The 21,537-nt window shown below is 66.6% G+C and carries 24 protein-coding genes and 1 riboswitch; of the genes, 12 read left to right on the top strand and 12 right to left on the bottom strand.

The features are described 5' to 3' along the window. Positions 1-12: 12 nt before the first annotated feature. Positions 13-945, bottom strand: a complete 933-nt coding sequence (locus tag ACFOLC_RS11865; RefSeq protein WP_386759473.1) for an AraC family transcriptional regulator — start codon at positions 943-945, stop codon at positions 13-15. 176 nt (positions 946-1,121) lie between these two features. Here ACFOLC_RS11865 and ACFOLC_RS11860 point away from each other — a divergent pair, with 176 nt between their 5' ends. The 5 genes from ACFOLC_RS11860 to ACFOLC_RS11840 all read left to right on the top strand — a co-directional run bounded on the left by ACFOLC_RS11860 (position 1,122) and on the right by ACFOLC_RS11840 (position 6,069). Further along, positions 1,122-2,120: an aldo/keto reductase gene (locus tag ACFOLC_RS11860; RefSeq protein ID WP_386759472.1), complete on the top strand. Its 999-nt coding sequence runs from the start codon at positions 1,122-1,124 to the stop codon at positions 2,118-2,120. 73 nt (positions 2,121-2,193) lie between these two features. Then, positions 2,194-2,928 (top strand): SDR family oxidoreductase, encoded by a 735-nt coding sequence (locus ACFOLC_RS11855; protein ID WP_449284297.1) that lies wholly within the window; start codon positions 2,194-2,196, stop codon positions 2,926-2,928. Between the two features lie 128 nt (positions 2,929-3,056). Next, entirely contained in the window at positions 3,057-4,088 is a 1,032-nt protein-coding gene (locus ACFOLC_RS11850) for an NAD(P)-dependent alcohol dehydrogenase (RefSeq protein ID WP_386759470.1), read from the top strand. Between the two features lie 149 nt (positions 4,089-4,237). Further along, positions 4,238-4,330, top strand: a riboswitch (glycine riboswitch). 171 nt (positions 4,331-4,501) lie between these two features. Then, positions 4,502-5,113, top strand: a complete 612-nt coding sequence (locus ACFOLC_RS11845; RefSeq protein ID WP_449284296.1) for a trimeric intracellular cation channel family protein — start codon at positions 4,502-4,504, stop codon at positions 5,111-5,113. Between the two features lie 92 nt (positions 5,114-5,205). After that, positions 5,206-6,069 (top strand): AraC family transcriptional regulator, encoded by an 864-nt coding sequence (locus ACFOLC_RS11840; RefSeq protein ID WP_386759469.1) that lies wholly within the window; start codon positions 5,206-5,208, stop codon positions 6,067-6,069. 85 nt (positions 6,070-6,154) lie between these two features. Here the strand turns inward: ACFOLC_RS11840 and ACFOLC_RS11835 are convergent, their stop codons facing one another. The 4 genes from ACFOLC_RS11835 to ACFOLC_RS11820 form a co-directional block, all read right to left on the bottom strand. After that, the gene (locus tag ACFOLC_RS11835) at positions 6,155-6,766 is read right to left on the bottom strand and encodes an HD domain-containing protein (protein WP_386759468.1); all 612 of its coding nucleotides are present in this window, start codon (positions 6,764-6,766) and stop codon (positions 6,155-6,157) included. 59 nt (positions 6,767-6,825) lie between these two features. Beyond that, positions 6,826-7,377, bottom strand: coding sequence for an NADPH-dependent FMN reductase (locus ACFOLC_RS11830; protein ID WP_386759607.1), 552 nt, complete (start codon positions 7,375-7,377; stop codon positions 6,826-6,828). A gap of 103 nt (positions 7,378-7,480) precedes the next feature. Further along, positions 7,481-8,077 (bottom strand): HAD family hydrolase, encoded by a 597-nt coding sequence (locus ACFOLC_RS11825; RefSeq protein ID WP_386759467.1) that lies wholly within the window; start codon positions 8,075-8,077, stop codon positions 7,481-7,483. 29 nt (positions 8,078-8,106) lie between these two features. After that, entirely contained in the window at positions 8,107-8,448 is a 342-nt protein-coding gene (locus ACFOLC_RS11820; protein WP_386759466.1) for a zinc ribbon domain-containing protein YjdM, read from the bottom strand. 126 nt (positions 8,449-8,574) lie between these two features. Between ACFOLC_RS11820 and ACFOLC_RS11815 the strand changes: the two genes are divergently transcribed. Then, the gene (locus ACFOLC_RS11815) at positions 8,575-9,495 is read left to right on the top strand and encodes a hypothetical protein (RefSeq protein WP_386759465.1); all 921 of its coding nucleotides are present in this window, start codon (positions 8,575-8,577) and stop codon (positions 9,493-9,495) included. Positions 9,496-9,592: 97 nt separating this feature from the next. Here the strand turns inward: ACFOLC_RS11815 and ACFOLC_RS11810 are convergent, their stop codons facing one another. After that, complete coding sequence (locus ACFOLC_RS11810) at positions 9,593-10,345, bottom strand: DNA alkylation repair protein (protein WP_386759464.1); 753 nt, start codon at positions 10,343-10,345, stop codon at positions 9,593-9,595. 17 nt (positions 10,346-10,362) lie between these two features. After that, on the bottom strand, positions 10,363-10,731 hold the full coding sequence (locus tag ACFOLC_RS11805; RefSeq protein ID WP_386759463.1) for a VOC family protein: 369 nt from the start codon (positions 10,729-10,731) through the stop codon (positions 10,363-10,365). Positions 10,732-11,102: 371 nt separating this feature from the next. Between ACFOLC_RS11805 and ACFOLC_RS11800 the strand changes: the two genes are divergently transcribed. Together ACFOLC_RS11800 and ACFOLC_RS11795 are read left to right on the top strand one after the other, a co-directional pair. After that, positions 11,103-11,786 (top strand): class I SAM-dependent methyltransferase, encoded by a 684-nt coding sequence (locus tag ACFOLC_RS11800; RefSeq protein ID WP_386759462.1) that lies wholly within the window; start codon positions 11,103-11,105, stop codon positions 11,784-11,786. Further along, entirely contained in the window at positions 11,783-12,100 is a 318-nt protein-coding gene (locus ACFOLC_RS11795; protein ID WP_386759461.1) for a YkgJ family cysteine cluster protein, read from the top strand. The genes ACFOLC_RS11800 and ACFOLC_RS11795 overlap by 4 nt, the downstream gene beginning before the upstream one ends. Positions 12,101-12,149: 49 nt before the next feature. On the opposite strand, the gene ACFOLC_RS11790 is transcribed toward ACFOLC_RS11795, so the two are convergent. Continuing rightward, positions 12,150-12,419, bottom strand: a complete 270-nt coding sequence (locus tag ACFOLC_RS11790; RefSeq protein ID WP_386759460.1) for a hypothetical protein — start codon at positions 12,417-12,419, stop codon at positions 12,150-12,152. 407 nt (positions 12,420-12,826) lie between these two features. Between ACFOLC_RS11790 and ACFOLC_RS11785 the strand changes: the two genes are divergently transcribed. The 3 genes from ACFOLC_RS11785 (at position 12,827) to ACFOLC_RS11775 (ending at position 16,228) form a co-directional block, all read left to right on the top strand. Then, positions 12,827-13,216 (top strand): BlaI/MecI/CopY family transcriptional regulator, encoded by a 390-nt coding sequence (locus ACFOLC_RS11785; RefSeq protein WP_386759459.1) that lies wholly within the window; start codon positions 12,827-12,829, stop codon positions 13,214-13,216. Continuing rightward, a complete protein-coding gene (locus ACFOLC_RS11780) occupies positions 13,209-15,032 on the top strand; it encodes a M56 family metallopeptidase (protein WP_386759458.1) in 1,824 nt (607 codons plus the stop codon). The genes ACFOLC_RS11785 and ACFOLC_RS11780 overlap by 8 nt, the downstream gene beginning before the upstream one ends. Before the next feature lie 194 nt (positions 15,033-15,226). Then, positions 15,227-16,228, top strand: coding sequence for an NAD-dependent epimerase/dehydratase family protein (locus tag ACFOLC_RS11775; protein WP_386759457.1), 1,002 nt, complete (start codon positions 15,227-15,229; stop codon positions 16,226-16,228). Between the two features lie 9 nt (positions 16,229-16,237). On the opposite strand, the gene ACFOLC_RS11770 is transcribed toward ACFOLC_RS11775, so the two are convergent. Continuing rightward, the gene (locus tag ACFOLC_RS11770; RefSeq protein WP_386759456.1) at positions 16,238-17,218 is read right to left on the bottom strand and encodes a LysR substrate-binding domain-containing protein; all 981 of its coding nucleotides are present in this window, start codon (positions 17,216-17,218) and stop codon (positions 16,238-16,240) included. Here ACFOLC_RS11770 and ACFOLC_RS11765 point away from each other — a divergent pair. Further along, positions 17,217-17,954, top strand: coding sequence for an FMN-dependent NADH-azoreductase (locus ACFOLC_RS11765; RefSeq protein WP_386759455.1), 738 nt, complete (start codon positions 17,217-17,219; stop codon positions 17,952-17,954). The two genes, ACFOLC_RS11770 and ACFOLC_RS11765, sit on opposite strands and share 2 nt — an antisense overlap. 33 nt (positions 17,955-17,987) lie before the next feature. On the opposite strand, the gene ACFOLC_RS11760 is transcribed toward ACFOLC_RS11765, so the two are convergent. The 3 genes from ACFOLC_RS11760 to ACFOLC_RS11750 all read right to left on the bottom strand — a co-directional run bounded on the left by ACFOLC_RS11760 (position 17,988) and on the right by ACFOLC_RS11750 (position 21,476). After that, the gene (locus tag ACFOLC_RS11760; protein ID WP_386759454.1) at positions 17,988-18,587 is read right to left on the bottom strand and encodes an AAA family ATPase; all 600 of its coding nucleotides are present in this window, start codon (positions 18,585-18,587) and stop codon (positions 17,988-17,990) included. A 191-nt stretch (positions 18,588-18,778) separates the two neighbouring features. Beyond that, the gene (locus tag ACFOLC_RS11755) at positions 18,779-19,261 is read right to left on the bottom strand and encodes a hypothetical protein (RefSeq protein WP_386759453.1); all 483 of its coding nucleotides are present in this window, start codon (positions 19,259-19,261) and stop codon (positions 18,779-18,781) included. 118 nt (positions 19,262-19,379) lie between these two features. Next, positions 19,380-21,476: an NHL repeat-containing protein gene (locus ACFOLC_RS11750; RefSeq protein ID WP_386759452.1), complete on the bottom strand. Its 2,097-nt coding sequence runs from the start codon at positions 21,474-21,476 to the stop codon at positions 19,380-19,382. Positions 21,477-21,537: the final 61 nt, after the last annotated feature.

The following is a 21,537-nucleotide window of genomic DNA, read 5'->3' as shown; positions in this document are numbered from 1 at the left end:
ACGTCCAACGTTTCAGCCACCGGTGCTGCGCATCTCCTCGATTTCGCGTCGCGGCGGTGCACCGAACAGACGCCGGTACTCGCGGCTGAATTGCGACGGGCTTTCGTAACCAACGCGATGGCTGGCCGAGGCCGCCTCGATGCCGTCCATCAGCATCAGCCGCCGCGCTTCCTGCAGGCGCAACTGCTTCTGGAACTGCAACGGCGACATCGCGGTGGCCGCCTTGAAACGCTGGTGCAGTGCCGAGGCGCTCATGTGCGCAGCGGCGGCCAGCTCCCCGATGCGCAGCGGTTCGGCGTAACGCGTCTTGATCAGCTCGATCGCACGCGCAACGCGTTGCGATGGTCCGTCAACCTCGCACAGCTCGCGCAGGCGCTGGCCGAGCTCGCCGGTGAGCACGCGGTAATGGATCTCGCGCAGCGCCAGCGGCGCCAGCACCGCCGCTTCGTCGGGGGTGTCGAGCAGGCGTGCCAGTCGCAACACCGCGTCGAGCAGCGAAGCGCTGGTGCGGGCCAGGTACACCGCACGACCGCCACGCGCGCTCGCAGGCGCCGGGGAGCCTAATTGCCGCAGCAGCTCATTGACCAGCGCCGGGCCGATGTCGATGCGCAGGCACAGGTACGGCCGTTCCGGCGTGGCGTCGATGATCTGCCCGCTGATCGGCAGGGTCATCGACACCACCAGGTAGTTGAGCGGGTCGTAGGTGAAGACCTCATCGGCCAGCAACGCGCGCTTGCGGCCCTGCACCACCACGCACAGGCTCGGGTGGTAGACGGACGGCAGCGGTTGCGACGGCGCGCTGGCCTGGATCAGCGACAGCCCCGGCACCGCGCTCGCGTGCAAGCCGTCACCGGGCACGTTTCGGGCAATCCGGTCAGCCAGCTCAGCTTGCTGCGCCTCGAGCCCGAGACGCGCGGGCACCACGTTGGAAGCGTTGTCGGTCATGGCATATCGCCGGTTCGGGGGATGCGGCGATTATGCGCCGGCCTGGTGCAGGCGCCAGATCATCCGGCATGGCCGTGGAGGATCGGGCAAGCATCCACGAGCAATGGGCTAACGCCGCGGGACACGCCACTTCTACTGTTTCCCGGCACGCTCCCCACCCACCTGGAGACACCATGATGAGCTTTCCCTTTCCCCGCCGCACCCTCGGCCGCCAAGGCCTGACCGTGTCCGCGATCGGCCTGGGCTGCATGGGCATGTCCGACTTCTACGGCCCCAGCGAAGAAGCGACCAATCTCGCCGTGCTCCATCACGCCATCGACATCGGCATCGACTTCCTCGACACCGCCGACATGTACGGCGTCGGCGACAACGAGCGCCTGCTCGCCAAGGTGCTGCACACGCGTCGCGACGAGATCGTGCTGGCGAGCAAGTTCGGCAACGTGCGCGCGGCCAACGGCGACTTCCTCGGCATCGACGGCCGTCCCGAATACGTGGCCGCCGCGTGTGACGCCAGCCTGCAGCGCCTGGGCGTCGATCACATTGATCTGTACTACCAGCATCGTGTCGATCCGAACGTGCCGATCGAGGACACCGTCGGGGCAATGGCGCGCTTGGTCGAGGCGGGCAAGGTCCGTCATCTCGGCCTGTCGGAAGCTTCGGGCGCCACCGTGCGTCGCGCCGCTGTGGTGCATCCGATCGCAGCGTTGCAGAGCGAGTACTCGTTGTGGACGCGCGATGTCGAGGACGATGCGCTGCGCACGTGCCGCGAGCTCGGCGTCGGCTTCGTCGCCTACAGCCCGCTCGGTCGCGGCTTCCTGACCGGCGCCATCCAGAAGACCGACGACCTCGCCGATGACGACCGGCGCCGCCTGCATCCGCGCTTCCAGGCCGGCAACATCGACCGCAACCAGGCGCTGGTGGCCACGCTGACGGACATGGCCACCGCCCGCGGCTGCACGCCGGCGCAGCTGGCACTGGCCTGGCTGCTGCATCGCGGCCCCGACATCGTGCCGATCCCGGGTACGCGCCGCATCGCTCGCCTTGACGAGAACGCCGATGCCACCCGTGTCGACCTCACCCTGGCCGAACAGCGCCGCCTAGACGACGTGCTGACCACGCACGAGATTGTCGGCACCCGCTATCCGGCCGCGCAAATGGCGGTACTCAACGCCTGATCGCCATTGCAGCCGGGTACGCCCTGGCCGCACGACCTCCATGCCTTCATCCCGTTTCCGGAGAACTTCCGTGTTGAACATCGAAAACAAAGTCATCGCCATCACTGGCGCCAGCAGCGGCATCGGCGAAGCCACCGCGTTGCGCCTGGCCGAACACGGCGCCCGGCTCGCATTGGGTGCACGCCGTACCGACCGCCTCGACGCGCTCGCCGCGCAGATCCGCGAGCGCGGCGGCGAGGTCATCGTGCAATCGCTCGATGTCACCCGCCGCGAGCAGGTCGAGGCGTTCATCGGCAATACCGTCGCTGCGTACGGCCGTCTGGACGTGCTGGTCAACAACGCCGGCGTGATGCCGCTGTCGCGCATGACCGATCTCAAGGTCGACGAGTGGGAGCGCACGGTCGACGTCAACCTCAAGGGCGTCCTGTTCGGCATTGGCGCGGCACTGCCGGTGATGCAGACCCAGCAGGCGGGGCACATCGTCAACGTGTCTTCAGTGGCAGGTCGCCATGTCTATCCGCTGGCGGCGGTGTATTGCGCCAGCAAGTTCGCGGTGCACGCGCTGTCGGAAGGCCTGCGCCAGGAGTCGCAGTTCCTGCGCGTGACCATCATTTCCCCGGGCGCGGTGGCCTCGGAACTGACCAGCACCATCTCCGACCCGGCCATGAAGAAGGAAGTCGACGAGGTCTTCCGCAAGGACCTGTTGCCGGCCGACGCCATCGCGCGCGCGATCGCCTATGCCATCGGCCAGCCGGACGATGTCGATGTCAACGAACTGGTGGTGCGACCGACACTGCAGGCGTACTGAACCGGCACGGCCGTGCAATCGCACGGGCCATGTCGCATGGCGGTCATGGTTTATCGCGCGAAGTTCACGATGCCCTGACCGCCGCGTCGGCACACTGCCCAAGCCCCCTCGCGTCGCAGGAGTGCGCCATGAAAGCCGTGCGTTTCATCGCAGTCGGCCAGCCCGCCGAGGTCGTCGACCTGCCGCAACCCAAGCCGGGACCGGGGCAGATCCTGGTGAAGATCGGCGGTGCCGGCGTCTGCCACTCCGACCTGCATGTCATGGACGAGGAGCTGGGCTTGAAGGGTCCGTTCACCCTCGGTCACGAGAACGCCGGCTGGATCGCCGGCGTCGGCCAGGGCGTCGACGGCTGGAAGGAAGGCGATCCGGTCGCGGTCTATGGCCCGTGGGGCTGCGGGCATTGCCACACCTGCCAGACCTCGGCCGAGAACTACTGCGAGAACCACGCTTCGCTGGGCACGATGGGCGGCGGTCTCGGCTCGGACGGCGGCATGGCCGAGTACATGCTGGTGCCCTCGCCGCGCCTGCTGGTGCCACTGGGCACGCTCGACCCCGCCATCGCCGCGCCCCTGAGCGACGCCGCCCTCACGCCCTACCACGCGATCAAGGCCGCCCTGCCGCTGCTCACGCCCGACACCCACGTGGTGGTGATCGGCATCGGCGGCCTCGGCCACATGGCCGTGCAGATCCTGCACGCACTGTGCGCGGCCACCGTCATCGCCGGCGACATCGACGAGAGCAAGCTGGCACACGCGCGCGAGCTGGGCGTCAAGCACACGGTGAATACCCGCGATGGCGATGCCGCGGCCGCCGCCATCGGCAAGATCACCGGCGCGCGCGGCGCGGTCCTGGCACTGGATTTCGTCGGCGCGCAGCCGACCGTCGACCTGTGCGCGCGCGTGGTCGGGCGCAACAGCCGCATCACCGTGGTCGGCCTCGGCGGCGGCACGCTGCACTACAGCGCCAATAATCCGCCGTACGGTTGCGCGGTGACCGTTCCGTACTGGGGCTCGCGCACCGAACTGATGGAAGTGATCGCGCTGGCCACGGCCGGACACATCCATCCGCAGGTCGAGAAATTTCCGCTGGAGCAGGCCGTCGCGGTCTACCAGCGCCTGCGCGAGGGCAAGATCAAGGGCCGCGCGGTGCTCGTACCCTAGAGAAAGCTGCTGCCACGGTGGGCTGCAAGGGCGCTATCATCGTCACCGTTCGCAGAAGAGTGGCGCCGGTCAGCCGGCGCCCGCCGAAGGCGCAGGCTCCCATAATCGCTCAGGCCGGCACCGCAACGTGCCCATCCACTGCGCAACGACATCGCCGGGCTGGAGAGAGGCCGATCGCGGCCCACCGAAGGGGCAAGCGGCTTTCGCCGCGCAAACTCTCAGGTAGAAGGACAGCGGGAGCGGCACCGTGGCCTGACCGGCTTCGGGACATCGTGCGGCACCGGGCGCGATCATCGTGCGTCCTTCGTCTGCGCGATGACGTCGCTGTCCCGCGCATGTCCCGCACGCGCACCCGGCACGACCTCCGAACCGGCACAGGCCGCGGCCCTGTTGTCTGTCCATCGGAGCCTGCCGTGTTGCTGGATCTCATCTACCTCGTCGCCATCACCGCCGAAGCCATGACCGGCGCCCTGTCCGCCGGGCGCCGCCGCATGGACCTGTTCGGCGTGATTATCATCGCCTGCGTCACCGCGCTCGGTGGCGGCTCGTTGCGCGACATCGTGCTGGGCCATTACCCGTTGGGCTGGGTAGCGCACCCGGAGTACCTGGCCTACACCATCGGCGCCGCGATCGCGGCCACCGTCCTGGCCTCGCGCATGCATCGGCTGCGGCGCGCGTTCCTGTGGCTGGACGCGCTCGGCCTGGTGGCCTTCTCCCTGATCGGCTGCGCGATCGCGCGCGACACCGGTCATGCGCCGACGATCATCGTCATCAGCGGCATGCTCACCGGCGCCTTCGGCGGCGTGCTGCGCGACGTACTCTGCAACGAGATCCCACTGGTGTTCCAGAAAGAGCTGTACGCGATCGTGTCGATGCTGACCGGCATCGCCTACCTCGCCCTGCTGCAGTTGGGTGTCAGCGAGAATCGCTGCGTGCTGGCCTGCCTGGGCGGCGGCTTCGCGCTGCGCATGCTGGCGATCCGCTACGAATGGGAGATGCCGAAGTTCGTTTACCAGCACCCGTGACCGGTGCCGCTGGACTGCGTATCGACAACTGAGCAACCTCGATCAAGCCATCGTGACCAGGATGTCGGCACACGACGCGAACGGAGCCACGCTTGAACCGCAGCAGCACCCTGGCCAGCTACAGCGCCCGCATCGAGAAGGTCGTCGCCTTCATCTCGACCCGGCTCGACCAGCCGCTGACGCTGGCGCAACTGGCAGAGGCTGGCCATTTTTCGCCCTATCACTTCCACCGCGTCTACAGCGGCCTGATGGGCGAGACCGTGGCCAATACGGTGCGTCGGCTGCGCCTGCACCGCGCCGCCAGCGAACTGCTCGGCAGTGATCGCGGCATCGCCGCCATCGCCCGTCACGCCGGTTACGGCAGCGTTTCCGCATTCAGCCGCGCCTTCGCCAATACCTACCGCTGCGCGCCCGCAGCCTTCCGCAAGCGTCGTGTCGTCCTCCCGGCCGAAGGGCCGGGCAGGGCCACCCCGTCGTCACAGGAACCGTCCATGTACAGCGCACAGATCAACACCTTCGTCCCGACCCGTGTCGTTGCCTTGCCACATCAGGGCGACTACATGCAGATTGGCGAGACCTTCGGCCGCCTGATGGCCTGGGCCGGCGAGCGCGACCTGCTGCAGCCCGGCACGCGCAGCTTCGGCATTTATTACGACGTCCCCGCGGCCACGCCCAAGGACGAGCTGCGTTCTGATGCCTGCCTGGCCCTACCAGCCGACACCCCGCTCGCTGATGGCATGCGCTGGCTCGAGATCGCCGGTGGCCGCCATGCCGTGGTCGTGCATACCGGTCCCTACACCGAGCTGGACCGCGCCTACGACTGGCTGTTCTGCCAGTGGTTGCCCAACAGTTTTGAAGAAGCGGGCAACGCGCCGGTGTTCGAGGAGTACCTCAACGATCCCGGCTCGCTGCCGCCGGCCGAGTGGCGCACCGCCATCTGCCTGCCCTTGAAGTAACGGCACCTGGTGGCGATCAGCGCAGCCGATCAAGGCCAGCTACGCAGACAGGCAGACCGTAAACAAACCACGCCATTACACGTCGCTAACGCTTCTCCGTAACCGCACGGCGCAGGTTGCGGCGGGCCTGCGCATCACAGCGCGCATGGAAGAAATCGCTGAGGTAGATGCGTTCGCGCGCCAGCAGGCCCTTGAGGAAGCGTCGCCGATTGAGCTTGAACAGCCACGCCGGCACATGCCCGCGGTACTCGGCGGCGATGCCGCGGTCGTAGGCATCGAACAGCGCCGGTTCGGCGCCAAGGATGGCCATGTCGCAGTCGAGAAACAGCGCCGCATCGCGGTCGACATCGCCTGGCGCCAAACTGCCGTGGCGAGCGGTCAATTCAATCAGCGCGGCTACCCGTTCCGCATCCACGTCCTGCGGCGACGCCCAGTGGGCCAGGTGCTCACGCGCGAGTTGCGCCGAACGCGCCTCGTTGTCGCGCTTGCCCGCCTCGTAGATGGCGTCGTGATACAGGACGGCCAGATAAGCCTCGGCCGGCTGCAGCCAGCCCGGGCCCTCGGCCACGACGTCGTAATGGCGCAGTACTTCCTGCACATGCTGGAAGTTGTGGTACGCACGCGGCGGCGTGGCATAGGCTGCTTCCAGCGCGATGCGCTGCGGATCCGGCAACGTCAACGGGACGGGAGCGGTCATGGGTTCATCGGCCTCGCCGGCGCAAGTGGCATTGCCCATTGTCCACAAATACCCGCCAATCAGTCGGTGTGCTTCTTCACCCATGCGACATAGCGGTCCATCCAGTCCTGCAGGAACTTGCGGCTGCCTTCGCCGATGCCGCCGTCCGGATTGAACAGCCCTTCCTTGGCCTGGAGGAAAGCCTCCGGCTGCCCCAGGGTCGGCATATCCAGATAGGCCAGGATGTTGCGCAGATGCTGCTGCGCCAGCGCCGTACCGATCGAGCCGACCGAGATGCCGATCACCCCCGCAGGCTTGCCCGCCCATGCGCTCTGACCGTAGGGCCGTGAGGCGTGGTCGATCGCGTTCTTCAGCACACCCGGCACCGAGCGGTTGTACTCGGGCGTGACAAACAACACGCCCTGCGCCGACGAAACCTCTTGCTTGAGCCGCTTCACGGCCTGCGCCTGTTGGCCATCGTCGTCCTGGTTGTAGAGCGGCAGATCGCCGATCTCCAGGCGCGTCAAACTGAAGTCCTGCGGCGCCAGCTTGACCAGCGCATTCGCCAGTTGCTGGTTGAACGAATCGCGGCGAAGACTGCCGACGACCACGGCGATCCGGTATTGGCTCATCTCAATCTCCTGACGGCAGCCCACGTGCCGCGCGACTTACTTTTGAAGGCTCCGCGTTACTGCGCCGTGACGGACACGACGACCCGACATCCCGGGCTTCCTGTCAATCGACGACTTCCCTCCAGCGAAAGTACTTCTTGTGTGCGAGATCCAGCATTGCCAAGTCTTCGCGGGTGTCGCCGTAAGCATAGACCGTCGGGAAATCACTGACGTCATACCTGGCGAGGATCCGCCGGGCCTTCTCGTCGCTGTGGCAATCGCCATGGCGGTAGCGTCCGGTCAACACGCCGTCGCGCGATTCAAGCTCGTTGCAGATCAGGTCCAGTCCATGATGCCGGCACCAGTGAGTCAGATACATGTCCAGGGACGCCGATACGACGACCACGACGTCGCCTTGCGCCTTGTGCCATAGGATCCGCTCCAGCGCCTGTGGCCGGACCACGCCGTGCAACACCTCGCGGGCATAACGGATACCGGCTCGCCGGATGTCGTCCTCGCGCAACCCCCGGAAGCCGAAGCCGGTGACACGGGTACGCAGCAGGCTGCCGGAAACCACCCCGAGCTTGTACCCGGCGATCAGCGGGGCGAGCAGCAACTGGCCCGCCACGAGCCGGCCCGGCGACACGGTGTCGCGCACGAACACCGAGAACGTATCGCCGTAGGTAATCGTTCCGTCGAAATCGAACAGCGCCAGATTCATGCCCGAACCGCGAAAGTGGGGTGGTGTTCTCAGGCCTTGCGCAGGAAGCAGGTCTTGAGCACCAGCCCCTTGATCTTCTCCGAGTTGCCTTCAATGTGCTCGGCATCGTCCTCGACCAGGCGGATGTTCCTGATCACGGCGCCCTGCTTGAGTGGAATCGACGACCCCTTCACCTTCAGGTCCTTGATCACCACTACCGTATCGCCGTCAGCCAGAACATTGCCGTTGCTGTCGCGCACCACCACACCGGCGGCGTCGCTGGTTTCAGCGACGATCGGCCATTCGTAGCCGCAGTCCGCGCAGATGTAGCGGTCACCATCAGCGTAGGTGTTTTCCAGGCTGCATTGCGGGCAGGCGGGGATCGTGGACATGGCGATACCGTGGGTCGAACGTGGGGATGCGTACTTTAGTCGAAACCACGGCCATGCCTGTCGGCCGAAGTGACTGTGGCCCGGATTCGAGGCCGCGCTCTAACCGCCTGCGCTACAAGTAACCGGATGGTCCGGATCGATGCCGGTCGCCGCGCAAGGGAAGCGGGCATGCACCACCAGTACGCCGTAGCCTTCTTCGACATCCTGGGCTTCAAGAAGAAGTTCGAGACACGCGGCTTGTCCGATATCGAAGACAGGTACCTGTCGCTCATCGCCACCGTCGACAGGTTCAATGCCAACACGGCCAGCCTGTTCGGCGACCTGAGCTTCAAGGAGTCCGCCTACTGGACCTGCGATGGCGACATTTTCATCCTCAACCAGATCGCCGGCGCCTATGCCAGCGACTCGATCGTCGTCTGGGCGCCTGCAGTCTGGCCCGAGGCGCGGGGAAAGACCGAGGAAGAACGCGACGCGCTCGCCCAGGACCCGGCGCAGGGCTGGCTCTACACCACCATCCCCTGCGACAACCTGCTCAACGTCTGCAACGAGCTGATCTGTCGCAGCATCGAAGTCGGGCTTCCGTTCCGCGGCGCGTTAGCGATGGGCCCCGCCCTGCTGGACAGACAACGCAGCATTTTTATCGGCGAACCACTGATCGAAGCAGCCACCCTCGAACGCGGCCAGACCGTGATCGGCGCCAGCCTGTGCGCCTCGTTCGCACGGCAGACGATTCCGCAAAGATTCCTGCTACCGCTCGACGCGCACTTGAAGAAGGACTTCCTGAAAGACTACGGCGGTGCGGTGCTGGACTGGCCTCGTCATTGGCGACGGACCCGCACCGAAGACCTCGGTGGCGCGATAGACGCGCTGAGCCGCAACGCTGGCACCGCGTCGCGCTATTACGAGAACACTCGCGCGCTGATCGACCTCTCCGAGCAGTACCGCGACCGGTTCGAAGCACCCGATGACCTGTTGATTCGTGCCACCTACCCGGCTTACGCGAACCCTCGACTCGCCACGCATTTCAGGGCGATACGTCGTCGTTGAGCGGACATTTTATCAAGGCTGGCGGCCAGGCAGCGGCCAGCCACAGGACTTCGGTCGCCCTGCGGATCGCGCGCCTCTCGCAGGGCGTCGTGGATACCTACGAGCGGGACAGCCCTTTGGCGTCGCCTCGCGGCGCATGTTTTGCAAGGTCGCGCAGCGCGTCCTTGCCGATCCAGCGTGCGGCGGTACTGTCCGACTGTGCCAGGCGCTGCGCCACCACTCCCGCGGCGGCATGCAGCGCGGGATTGCGCCTGCCGATTGCCCGCAAGGCCATGCTCACGGCCTTCTTGACGAAATTACGATCGTCGCTGGCGGCCTGTTCGACAAGCAGCAGGCTCCGGAGGAACGGCTCGTCGCCGGCCTGTTTGTCGTGCAGGGCCAGGCCCCACAGCAAGGCAAAAGCGGTGCGTTTGACGAACTCCTCGCGTCGGCCGGCCCATTGCTCGACCTTGCGCCAGGCATGCGGCGTGCGGTCGAACAAAGCGAAGCTCAGCGTGTCGCACAGCGCCCAGTTGTCAAAATCACGGCACCAGCGCTCCATCTGCGCCGCAGTGATGCGGGCCGGCTCGTCGACGTAGGCCGTCATCATCCGTGCCTCGTACACGTCGGTCGCCCATAGCGCCGCGGCGAGCTCGTGGTTGCGACCGAGGCGTTTGGCGATTGCCTGGATGTTGGCCATGGACACACCCAGCGCCTTGTCCGCGGGAATGGCGTAGCGCGCCATGCCGTCACGCGTGGCCTGCGAGGCATGGCGCTTGAGGTCATCAAGCGCCTCCTGCAACAACACCGCGACCGGACGCTCGCCTCTGGTCGCTGTGGCGGTTGTGCGTTGTCGCGGCTTGGTTGCCATAGTCACCGTGCGTGGCATCACTTGGCCTTGAGCTGGTGCAGCAGGATGGAATTGCCTTCGGTGTCAAGGCACACGGCCATCCGGCAGACCGGGCTGTGCACCACATCGCCCAGGAAGGTGACGCCCTTGCCCTTGAGATCGGCCATCAGGGCGTCGAGGTCCTCGACTTCGAACGCGATCGTGCCACCGGCGGCACTGCTCGGCTGGTCGGGGATGAAGTTGGTGAGGGCCATGCAGCCGCCGCCGGGCAGGTCGTACTCGACCCACCAGCCATCGCCCTGGTTGCCGACCGAGCCGGCGGTAAGGCCCAGCAGGCCCTCGTAGAATCCGCGCGCCCGTTGCACATCCGCGACCGGGTACATCGTGAAAGCCACTTTCCTGAGCATGGGGCACCTGTCCTCGCTGTCGGTTTCGGTGATAACGCCATCCCCAAGCGGCACGGGCCGCCTCAGGTGGGGTGAACAGCGCGGCGGCAGCGGACCAATTCATCCGCGCGAGGCTGCCCGCAACCATCTTTGCCATTCCCGGCATTGAACGCATCAGGCATGAACACGATCAGGAACTCACCACGGTGGACGCGGGGAATGACCGCGCAGCTGCGTAAGCCCCATTCATCGGCCTGATTATCTGGGTGTAAGATGACGGCGCCGCACGTTGTTCCGCGCGTCTCGCCCGACCGCTCTCCAGTCGCCCGCTTCGCTCCCTCTCACGCGTCATCACCTCGCCTTGGCGCGGTGACGCCCCTTCGGGAGCTCCCATGCCGGGCTATACCACCCGCAATCTCACCGTGCGTGTCGGCGGTCATGACTACCGTCTGCGCGCGCTGAGCGACCGCCAGCAGTTCGCCGACCCCCACGGTGAAGCCGAGCGCGCCGGTATCTCGTCCGCGTTGTGGAGCCTGTTCGGGCATCCATGGCCGTCGGGGCGTGTGCTCGCCGAGGCAATGAGCACGTTCGACATCGCCGGCAAGCGCATCCTCGAACTCGGTTGCGGTCTAGGCCTGTCCAGCCTGGTGCTGCAACATCGTGGCGCCGACATCACCGCCAGCGATCACCATCCACTGGCGGCCTCCTTCCTCGAATACAACGCCGCCCTCAACGGCCTGCCCCCGATCGCCTACCACGACCTCCCCTGGGCCGTGCCCGACGAAACGCTGGGGCATTTCGACCTGATCATCGGCAGCGATATCCTGTACGAGCGCGATCACGCCGCGCTGCTGTCGCGCATGATGCAGCGCCATGCCAGACCCGATGCCGAAGTGGTGATCACCGACCCCGGACGCGGCCTGAGTGGCCCGTTCACGCGGGCGATGACCGCGCAAGGCTATACCGTAACCGAAGTACGGAGCCGCTTTGAGGAAGCCGACGTCGCGCCGTTCCGGGGGCGCACGTTGAGCTACAGCCGGGTGGCCGTGCCGCAGTTCACGGAGGTTGAGTCATGAGCAGCGCATCGCAGCCGTCGGCCGTGTCGTGCAGCCGCTGTGACGCGGTCTGTTGCCGGCTGACTGTGGTGGTGATGCCCGAGGACGAAGTGCCGCGCCATCTGGTCGAGCGCAGCGAGCGTGGACTGGAAGTGATGGCACGTGGCGAGGACGGCTGGTGCGTTGCCCTCGACCACCAGCGCATGTGCTGCAGCATCTACGAGCAGCGCCCCGCCATCTGTCGAAAATTCGCAATGGGCAGTCCCTACTGCCTCGCCGAGCGCGAGGCCTACCGCCATCGCTATGACCACGAAATCCCGCTGAAGTTGTACTGAAACAGGCACGACGCGGGAGCGATAGCCGCTGCCCGCCGTTGCCCGGCGATCAGTGGTGCAACGAGATCAGCGACGCCGAGAGTTTGCACTCCTCCAGCAACCGGCGCAGGCGCAACTCGACCTGCGGCAGGTTCTCCAGCTGCTGCGAGGCATACAGCGAGTAGGTCGGCTTGGTGTCGCCACCAAAGCCCGGCGTCTGTCGACCGACGCTGACGTTCGGGGACTGGCAGGCGCGCACCCACAGCGCCTGCAAGGCCGTCGGCCCGATGCTCTGGCCATTGCCGAGGGTGAACTTGAACATGGCGATCTGGTGCTTCATCCGCTCGGCTCCTGCAATGGCAGTCGAGTATGCGCTTATTTCGCCACGTCGACGGCCGCTGCGAACCGCTCCGTAACGGCGCCACCCCAACAGTCGCGCCGATGAACCGTCCGTGCGCATGTGGCGGTGGATACAGCTTGGTGCACCTGCCGATCCTGCGCTCTCTGGCCCGTGACTCTGATGGCCTTCGCCAGACAACAGGAGACACCCAGCGGCGCATCACGCCGTTTCTCTAATTGCACAACCAGGCCGCGGTGGCTCTGGGTTGCTACACCTCGTCGTGTCGACTGCTCGTGCTCGGACACCTTGCACGCCCAGCCCATGACTTTAGACATAGACAAAATTGTCTAGACAAATCGATCTACTTGATCCAGGCTTGTGCCTGCGCCAATCCAACTGACACACCCATGCCCAAGAAGGTCGCCAAGCCGCCCAAGCCGACCGCCGCCGAGCTCGACCTGCTGCGGGTGGTCTGGCGCCTGGGGCCGTCCACGGTCAAGGACGTGCACCAGGCGCGTCTGCCGGAGCGGCCCGACCTGACCTATGCCACCGTGCTGCGGCTGATGCAGGTCATGCACGGCAAGGGTCTTCTGCGCCGCGACGAAAGCCAGCGCTCGCACGTCTATGCCGCAGCGCACGCACAGGACGCGTTGCAGACCAATCTGCTCAAGGACCTCATCCAGAAGGCGTTTTCCGGCTCCGGCAAGGCCCTCGTCCTGGCCGCCCTGAACGACCACGTCAGCGACAAGGAGCGCGAGGAGATCAAGCGCTTCCTCAAGGAGAACCCCGATGGCTGACCTGTTGGCAAGCCTCGTCCCTGCGCTCGGCCGCGCCTTGCTGCACTTCCTGTGGCAGGGCGCCGTGATCGGCCTGGTCGCGGCGATCGTATTGCAGTTGCTGAGCAATGCGCGGCCGCAGACACGCTATGCCGTTGCCTGTGTGGCCTTGCTGGTGTGCGTGCTGGCGCCCATGGCCAGCATCGTGGCGCATGTCGGCGTCCCGGCCGGAGCAACCGCTCCCGTCACCACCGCCTCGATGGCAGCGCCGGCGATGGCCTCGCGGCTGGTCATCGATCCGGTCGCGTGGCCCACGCAACTCGACAACGCCTTGCCCTGGATCGTCGCGCTGTGGGCCGCAGGTGCCTGCGTGCTGTCGCTGCGCATGGCCATGGGCCTGGCCTGGATCAGGCGCCTGCGCGCCACGCCGCAAGCCGAGGCGCAGGCACCGTGGCAGGCGCGCCTCGATGCCCTCGCCGTCCGTTCTGGTTTGAAGCCCGGCATCGTCCTGCACCTGGTCGACAGCCTCGATTCGCCGGTATCCGCCGGATGGTGGCATCCAGTCGTGCTGCTGCCGACCGCGCTGATCACGCGCATGCCGACCGACCTGATCGAAGCCCTGCTCGCGCACGAACTCGCCCACATCCGTCGCCACGACTATCTCGTCAACCTGATGCAAGGCGTGGTCGAGGCCTTGCTGTTCTACCACCCGGTCACGTGGTGGCTGTCACGCCGGATCCGCATCGAGCGCGAACACATCGCCGACCGATTGGCCGCCGAGGTCACCGGCGAGCCGCGCCGCCTCGCCCTCGCGCTGTCCGAATTGTCTGAACTGTCCACGCTCAACCGCTCCAGCTGCCCCCCACCCCATCTCGCGCAAGCCGCCCACGGAGGCCACCTCATGTCCCGTATCGAACAGCTTGTCCGCCCCGGCCATCGCGCCAGCGCCGGCCGGATCGCCTTCCCGTTGCTCGGCATCGCCGCTGCATGCATCGCCTTCTATGCCCAGGCGCAAATCGCAAAGGACCCGCCCACCGCGTCATCACAGCCGCGCACCATCGCCGCACAGACCATCCGCCTGCACTCCGGCGAGCGGGACGAAGCCTATGCACTGATACGCAAGGGACGCGACGGCATCACCCTGTCTGGATCGACCGACGACCTGCCGGCGATCGAAAGCGCAAGGCGCTCCCTGGACGGCGACTTCATCTGGTTCCGCCGCGACGACAAGGCCTATGTCGTCCTCGATCCCGCCCTCATCACGCGCGCCGAGGCTGCCTGGAACGAGAGCAGAAAACTCGGCGACCGGATGGAAGCGCTCGGAGACCAGATGGAAGTCCACGGCGACAAGATGGAGGTGCTCGGCGAGCAGATGGAGCAACTGTCGGCAAGGCGCGAGGACAACCCCGCCATGGACGCCGCGACGCGTCGCATGGAGACCCTGGCCACACAGCAGCAGAACCTGGCCGAGAAGCAGTCGAAGCTGGCCCGGGCCATGGCCCGCAGCAACGACGCAGAACAAGAGCAGCTGTCGCGCGAGATGGATGCGCTGTCGAAGCAGCAGGATGCGTTGTCGCAACAGATGGACCAGCAGGCCGACATCATCGATGCCCAGGCGAAGCGGCTGCAGGCCCAAGCGCAACCGATGGAAGCCCTCGGCCGCCAGATGGAGGCGGCGAGCAAACCGATGGAAGCCTTGAGCGCGCAGATGGAAGTCCTGAGCAAGCAGCACGAAAAAGTAATCGCCACGGCCGAGCGCGATTTGCAGAAACTGATCAACGAAGCCATGGGCAAGGGCCTGGCGCTGCCGGCGCCGGGAGCCATCAGAGCACAGTGAACCGAGGTCGATCGCTCCCGGCCTTTGGTGCGATACCTCCAGCTTTTCACGCAATGCCGCATCCAAGCCCGCCATCTGGCGGGCTTGCTGTTTAGGTAATGGGCGATGGGTATCGCTGCGCTCAGCCCGTCCTGCGAGGACTTGCGCCGCGGCGCCGTTTAGAATCCAGGTTCCGCCCCGATCGAGCCTCCACCATGCGCATCCTGGTCACCGGCAGTGCCGGCCATCTTGGCGAAGCGCTGATGCGCACCTTACGCAGCCAGGGCCGTGACGCGATCGGTCTGGACATCTCGCCCTCGCCCTACACCGACCGGGTCGGCTCCATCGCCGACCGCGCCTTTGTCGACCGTGTCTTCGCCGAGCATGCCGCGGCCGGCGTGCAGGCCGTGCTGCACACCGCAACACTGCACAAGCCGCATGTCGCCACGCACACGCGCCAGGATTTCATCGACACCAACATCACCGGCACGCTGAACCTGCTCGAAGCGGCGACCAGCCACGGCGTCGGCGCGTTCGTGTTCACCAGCACCACCAGTGCCTTCGGCGATGCGCTGACGCCGGCGGATGGCGCACCGGCGGTGTGGATCACCGAAGACGTCGCGCCTGTCGCCAAGAACATCTATGGCACGACCAAGACCGCCGCCGAGGACCTGTGCCGGCTGTTCCATCGCAACCAACGATTGCCGTGCGTGGTGTTGCGGACCTCGCGCTTTTTTCCGGAGCCGGACGACAACCCGGTCATCCGCAACGTCTATGTCGACGGCAACATCAAGGCCAACGAGTTCCTCTATCGTCGGGCCGACGTCCAGGATCTCGTCGACGCCCACCTGCTGGCAATCGAGCGGGCGCCGCAGATCGGTTTCGGTCGCTACCTCCTCAGCGCGACCACGCCGTTCACGCGCGACGACCTGGGCGCGCTGCGCAGTCACGCTCCCACCGTGGTCGCGCAGCGCGTGCCGGGCTTCGAGGCCGAGTATCTGCGCCGCGGCTGGCGCATGTTTCCCAGTATCGGCCGCGTCTACGTCAACACGCTGGCACGGGAAGAACTCGGTTGGCGCCCGCGTTACGACTTCGCCCATGCGCTCTCGCGGTTGCAGGCGGGTGAGGACCCGCGCAGCCCGTTGGCACAGGCAATCGGCACCAAGGGCTACCACGCCGGGGCCTACGCGGATGGGCTGTATCCGGTGGAGTGCTAGTCAAGCCACTCACCCGGCTGCTTCAGCCAGCAGCCACGCACGCACGGCCGCGAGGTCCGAATGGCTGTCGTCACGCGCCGGCCACACCAGGTGGAAGTCGTGCCCGGCCAGCTCGGGGCCGAAGGGTTGGCACAGCAGGCCCGACCTCAGCTCGTCACCGACCAGCGCCAGGTTGACCAGCGCGACCCCCTGCCCGGCCATCGCCGCCTGGATGGCGTGGACCTCATCCGAGAAGTGCAGTTGTCGCGGCAACGGTGCGCAACCGGCGCGTTCGAACCATAACGGCCAGTCCGGCGTTGCCGCATCGCGGCGCAGCCACGCGAAGCCGATCCGCGCAACCCGCGCCAGATCGGTCGGGGCGTGCACACCCAACCCCGGTGCGCACACGGGCGCAAAACGCGACGGCAATAACGGGGTCGCGTTCAAATCGGGGTAGCGGCCCGGGCCGTAGCGAACGGCCAATTGCGCTGCGCCGCCGAGCAGGTCGACCGTCTCGTCACTGGTATGCAAGTGCAAGGCGATGTCCGGGTGTGCTGCTGCAAACCGCGCCAGCTTCGGCAACAGCCAGCGCGAGGCGAAGGCCATCGTCGTACTGAGCACCAGCCCACGCGGGCGCGTCCCGGGCCGCACTGCCTGCACCGCCCGCGTCATGGCATCGAAGCCGTCACGCAACGCCGGAAACAGGCTCTGCCCGGCCGGCGTGAGGTCCACGCGCCGTGTGCCGCGCACGAACAAGCGCACGCCAAGGCGATCTTCCAGCTGACGAATCTGATGACTGATCGCCGTCGGCGTGAGCGACAGCTCGGCCGCGGCATGCTTGAAGCTCAAATGCCGCGCGGCCGCTTCGAAGGCGCGCAATGCGGTCAGGGGCGGCAGCTGGCGGGCATCCAATGGATGAATTCCTTGCATCCTTTGGATGCGAAATGATCGTTTTACGCGGACTATTAGCTGGTCGATCCTGTTTTCACCGCCCAGCAACAGGTGAATCATGATCAGGCTACTCCACATCGACTCCAGCGCCCGTCCCGGCCGCTCCGGCGAGCACGCGCACGGCTCGCACACCCGCCGCCTCTCGGCCCGTTTCCTGCGCCGCTGGCAGGCGCAGCGTCCCCTCGATGCAGTCGTCTACCGCGACCTTGCCCTGCAGCCGCCAGCAGCAGTCACCGGCCAGTGGGTGCATGCCGCCTTCACCGCGCCCGCGCGACGCGAGCCCTGGATGCAGGCGGCGCTGATGCAGAGCGACACCCTCATCGACGAGCTGATCGCCGCCGATCTCATCGTCATCGGCGCACCCATGTACAACTTCGGCATGCCGTCCACGCTCAAGGCCTGGATCGACAATGTCGTGCGTGTCGGCCGCACCTTCGGTTTCGACCGCGAGCGCCTGGGCGAGCCCTATTGGCCGCTGCTGGCCGACCAGGGCAAGCGCCTGGTGCTGCTGAGCTCGCGCGGCGACTACGGCTACAACCCGGGCGAGCGCCTGGCTGCGATGAATCACGTCGAAGCCGGCGTGATGACGCCGCTGCGCTATCTGGGTATCGATGCGACCGACCGCATCGCGATCGAATACGACGAATTCGGCGACGAACGCCTGCAGGCCTCCATTGCCGCAGCCGAAGCCGAGGTGGATGCCCTGGTGTCGCGGCTGGTACGCGAAGTGGCGATGGAGCGCAGCGAGACGACCGCGGATGCGGGTGTTGATGCCGGTGCTACCGCGGCTTCTTGACGCCTGGCTGCCTCCACCCCTTGATACGGGCATCTAATCGGGCGGCCGCCGCAGCGGCCGCCATTCCAGCCGCAGTGTCGCGTCCGGCAGTGTCGCGTCGTCGCACTCGCGCGGTCGCGCCAGTACGGCCACCGGCCCGGAGTACTCTCCCAGCTGGCAGAGCAACCAGCTTTCGTCGAGGTTGGCGAAGCGGTCGTGCGCTTCGCCAACCTCGCTGCGCTTGCCGAACAACGCATCGGCCTCGTCGAACACGAGGATCGCGCCCCCGGCTTCGGCGGCTTCGAACACGCGTCGCAGGTTCTTCTCGGTTTCGCCGATGTATGGGCTGACGATCTCCGCAAGGTCGATACGCAGCAGAGGCTTGCCCATGCCTTCGCTGAGCGTCTCGACCAGCCGCCCCGGCCGCTGTGGATCCGGGTCGAGTATCCACAGCAAGGCCGCGCGGGGCTCGGCATCGCCACCGGCTGCCGACACTGACCGCTCGCGGAACAGATCCACGATGCGCTGCACCGAGCCGGTACCTTGCAGGTCTTGCAGTCGCGTCGTGACGTGGAGTGCATCACGAGCACCGCTGTCCACCCGTTTCGGCAGGTCACCGAGCAGCCGATTGCGTCCGCGTGGAATCTTTGCCATGTGCGCTCCTCCATCCGATACCGCAGGTAACGACAAAAGCCGGCGCCAACAGCCTTGGGTGTTGGTGGTGCGGTCAGTCTGCATCCGGCTCGACCGCACGGGTCGCAGCGCGCCAACGATCAGGACGATCTCCGCGCACGGCCAGGACTCGCCGCGCTGCTGCCGCACATCGAGGATGCGAGGCGTACCGCTCAACGGCGCCGCAACGCCCGCCGCGCAAACAGCACACAGATGACGCCGAACAGCATGTGCGCAATGAGGCTGAGCCCGATCCAGTCGGGGTGCTCGAACGACGGCGAACGCCCCACCCGCGACAGCGGCATCACCACGAAATTCATGACGACGTACAGCAGTACGCCGTACAGCACCCCGTACACGAAAGGCTTGCCCAGCAGTTGTGGCGCGCGGCGTCCGGCCAGGGTGTAGACCACGACGAACATGGTCGCCATGAACAGGTGCAGCCCGGCACCGAGCCAGGCCGTCGCCACGCCGCCGTCGTAGCTGGCTGTGCCGAGCACGCCAACCGCAATCGTCTGGAACACCCGGGTCAGTCCCGAGGCGGTCCACGAGAACCACAGGGTGGTGGCAAAGACGATGTCGCCGATCGCCACCACCAGGCCGCCGAGGAACACCTGCAGCCAGGCGGGTGAATGCGTACTGCCGATACGGGTCATGGTGATGCTCCGAGGCGGGATGGGCGTGTCGAGGCACGCGCCGCGCATCCTAGGACACGTCGGCCGCCCCTGCATGTGCCGGATGTCGGCGACGCTGGCCCAGCCTGCAGCGCCTTGGTTACTGCAGCGTCAACGGCAGATCCCGCCCCGTACTGGCCACATTGCCGCTGTAATCGCGCGCCGTGATGCGCACGGTGTAGTCGCCGGCCGGCAGCTCGCCCGGCTGCCAGTAACCGGTCAGCAGCGTTCCGTCACGCACGGTGTTGGTGACCACATACTGGAAACGCGTGATCGCGCTGCCATGCACGGTGATGCCGCTGTCCGGGCCGTAGGCGATCTTGACCGCCTCGCTGTCGGCCGGCATGCGGTTGAATTGAATGTTCATCAACGGCGCTTCAAAGCCGGGCAGCGGGCTGCCATCGCTGTGCAGCACCTGATAACCGACAGCATGCAGCCCCAGCCGTCGGCGCGGCAGGTTGCGGTCGACCTGGTCCCAGGCATCCACGATGATCTGCACGCCCAGAGCATCGCGCGGCACCAGCACGCGGCCACGTTGTTTCTGCGTCAGCGGCTGGGCCATCGCATCGAACAGGCGAATGCTGTCGACGCGCGGCGGCTGCGCGTCGGCGTACTGCGTGAAGCCCAGCGCGACGGCGTTGCGCTCGTAGCCGTTGGCGCCGACGCTCAGGTGCACGTGCGCCATGCCGTTGATCGTGCCCAGCACATCGCCCACCTTGAAGCGGGTGCCGCGCAACACACGCATGCGTTCGGGCTTACCGGCCTCGTCATGCAGCAGGTGGAAGCGTCCCGGATCGATCATCTCGCCCTTGGCGGTGCGCCCGACGCGCATGTGGATGTAGCTGATGGTGTCCAGGGCGATGCCCTCGCCCAGCTCACCCAGGCCCCAGGCGCCCGACGGGCTGCTGACCTTGGCGTCGGCGATGGCCAGCACCTGCGCGCCGGCGTCCCCACGAATGTCCAGGCCGCCGTGCAGGTGATCGCGGCTCTCGCCGTCGTAGTTGCCACGCACCTCACCCAGCGTGCCCACCACTTCATGCCAGCCCAACTGCGGCCGCAGTGGCCAGCGTCCGCCGGTGTCGGGCAACAGGTTGTGTTCGGACGGCCCCATCGCCACCGGCATCGGCTCGACGTGCGTGTCGCGCGGCGCGGTCCGATAGACCCGGTAGCTGCCGGCATCGGCAACGTGCAGCATGCCGTCGGCATCCAGGGCCAGTCCGGCCGGGCGCGCCATGCGCTCACCCTGGGTGTTGCCGGTCAGGACGTGCCAGGCGCCGCCGCGCGACAGCTGCAGCACCCGGCCCGACGCCATCTCGCCAACATAGAGAAAACCATCGCGAGTCAGTGCCAGGCTGATCGGTCGCCGCATCGCGTACAGGTCCTGGGGAATAGTGCGCAATGTCGTGACTTCGCCGGCCGGGGTCAGTCGACGGATCGCGTTGTTCCGGGTATCGGCAATCCAGATGACGCCGTCCGCATCCACCGCCAACGCCGTCGGCGTGTCGAAGCGCGCGGCACTGCCGACGCCGTCCTGGTATCCCGGGAATTCGCCACCCGCCAGCGTGCTGACCTGGCCGTCGGGCTGGATCATGCGGATGCGGTCGTTGTAGGTATCAGCCACAAAGATCCGGCCCGCCGTGTCGACCGCCACGCCGATCGGCCCACTGAACTGCGCCTGCGCACCGGGGCCGTCACGGAAACCGCCCACGCCGGTGCCGGCCACCGTAGTCACCACGCCCTGCGGGCTGACCTTGCGGATCGCGTGATTGCCGGTATCGGCCACGTAGAGATTGCCGGCACGGTCCAGCGCCAGACCGGACGGCGTATCGAACCTTGCGGCCACGCCCGCGCCATCGACGAAGCCCTCGGCCGAGCCGGCCAACGTGCTGACCATGCCATCGCGGCCGATCCGGCGGATGCGGTTGTTGTCGCCGGCATCGGCCACGTACACCGAGCCATCCGCACCCACCGCCACCCCGTACGGGTCGGCAAAACGCGCCTGCAGTGCTTGGCCGTCGCGCAGGCCAAGGACGCCGTCACCCGCGCTGAGGCTAAGTTGCGCGTCCCAGCCGAACGGTGTGGCGGCCGGCTTCATCGCCGTGGTCAACGCATCGCGCCGGATCGGGATGACAAACGTGGCGACCAGGGCCGCACACGTCAGGGACACAGCCAACCACAACCAGGATCGTCGGGTCATACCACTCTTGCTATCGGGAACGTCGACAAAAGATAGGCAATCGACGACAAACAGGGAAGCC

Origin of the sequence: Lysobacter cavernae, assembly GCF_042648505.1 — a bacterium.
Taxonomy (GTDB): domain Bacteria; phylum Pseudomonadota; class Gammaproteobacteria; order Xanthomonadales; family Xanthomonadaceae; genus Lysobacter_L; species Lysobacter_L cavernae.
The sequence above is the reverse complement of the archived record's forward strand: the minus strand, read 5'-3'. Positions and strand labels throughout refer to the sequence as shown.

Excerpts from the sequence above, each read along its gene's own strand:
- ACFOLC_RS11865 (WP_386759473.1), bottom strand. The coding sequence starts at position 945 with ATGACCGACAACGCTTCCAACGTGGTGCCCGCGCGTCTCGGGCTCGAG.
- ACFOLC_RS11860 (WP_386759472.1), top strand. The coding sequence starts at position 1,122 with ATGAGCTTTCCCTTTCCCCGCCGCACCCTCGGCCGCCAAGGCCTGACC.
- ACFOLC_RS11850 (WP_386759470.1), top strand. The coding sequence starts at position 3,057 with ATGAAAGCCGTGCGTTTCATCGCAGTCGGCCAGCCCGCCGAGGTCGTC.
- ACFOLC_RS11835 (WP_386759468.1), bottom strand. The coding sequence starts at position 6,766 with ATGACCGCTCCCGTCCCGTTGACGTTGCCGGATCCGCAGCGCATCGCG.
- ACFOLC_RS11830 (WP_386759607.1), bottom strand. The coding sequence starts at position 7,377 with ATGAGCCAATACCGGATCGCCGTGGTCGTCGGCAGTCTTCGCCGCGAT.
- ACFOLC_RS11825 (WP_386759467.1), bottom strand. The coding sequence starts at position 8,077 with ATGAATCTGGCGCTGTTCGATTTCGACGGAACGATTACCTACGGCGAT.
- ACFOLC_RS11820 (WP_386759466.1), bottom strand. The coding sequence starts at position 8,448 with ATGTCCACGATCCCCGCCTGCCCGCAATGCAGCCTGGAAAACACCTAC.
- ACFOLC_RS11815 (WP_386759465.1), top strand. The coding sequence starts at position 8,575 with ATGGTCCGGATCGATGCCGGTCGCCGCGCAAGGGAAGCGGGCATGCAC.
- ACFOLC_RS11810 (WP_386759464.1), bottom strand. The coding sequence starts at position 10,345 with ATGGCAACCAAGCCGCGACAACGCACAACCGCCACAGCGACCAGAGGC.
- ACFOLC_RS11805 (WP_386759463.1), bottom strand. The coding sequence starts at position 10,731 with ATGCTCAGGAAAGTGGCTTTCACGATGTACCCGGTCGCGGATGTGCAA.
- ACFOLC_RS11800 (WP_386759462.1), top strand. The coding sequence starts at position 11,103 with ATGCCGGGCTATACCACCCGCAATCTCACCGTGCGTGTCGGCGGTCAT.
- ACFOLC_RS11795 (WP_386759461.1), top strand. The coding sequence starts at position 11,783 with ATGAGCAGCGCATCGCAGCCGTCGGCCGTGTCGTGCAGCCGCTGTGAC.
- ACFOLC_RS11790 (WP_386759460.1), bottom strand. The coding sequence starts at position 12,419 with ATGAAGCACCAGATCGCCATGTTCAAGTTCACCCTCGGCAATGGCCAG.
- ACFOLC_RS11785 (WP_386759459.1), top strand. The coding sequence starts at position 12,827 with ATGCCCAAGAAGGTCGCCAAGCCGCCCAAGCCGACCGCCGCCGAGCTC.
- ACFOLC_RS11780 (WP_386759458.1), top strand. The coding sequence starts at position 13,209 with ATGGCTGACCTGTTGGCAAGCCTCGTCCCTGCGCTCGGCCGCGCCTTG.
- ACFOLC_RS11775 (WP_386759457.1), top strand. The coding sequence starts at position 15,227 with ATGCGCATCCTGGTCACCGGCAGTGCCGGCCATCTTGGCGAAGCGCTG.
- ACFOLC_RS11765 (WP_386759455.1), top strand. The coding sequence starts at position 17,217 with ATGATCAGGCTACTCCACATCGACTCCAGCGCCCGTCCCGGCCGCTCC.
- ACFOLC_RS11770 (WP_386759456.1), bottom strand. The coding sequence starts at position 17,218 with ATGATTCACCTGTTGCTGGGCGGTGAAAACAGGATCGACCAGCTAATA.
- ACFOLC_RS11760 (WP_386759454.1), bottom strand. The coding sequence starts at position 18,587 with ATGGCAAAGATTCCACGCGGACGCAATCGGCTGCTCGGTGACCTGCCG.
- ACFOLC_RS11755 (WP_386759453.1), bottom strand. The coding sequence starts at position 19,261 with ATGACCCGTATCGGCAGTACGCATTCACCCGCCTGGCTGCAGGTGTTC.
- ACFOLC_RS11750 (WP_386759452.1), bottom strand. The coding sequence starts at position 21,476 with ATGACCCGACGATCCTGGTTGTGGTTGGCTGTGTCCCTGACGTGTGCG.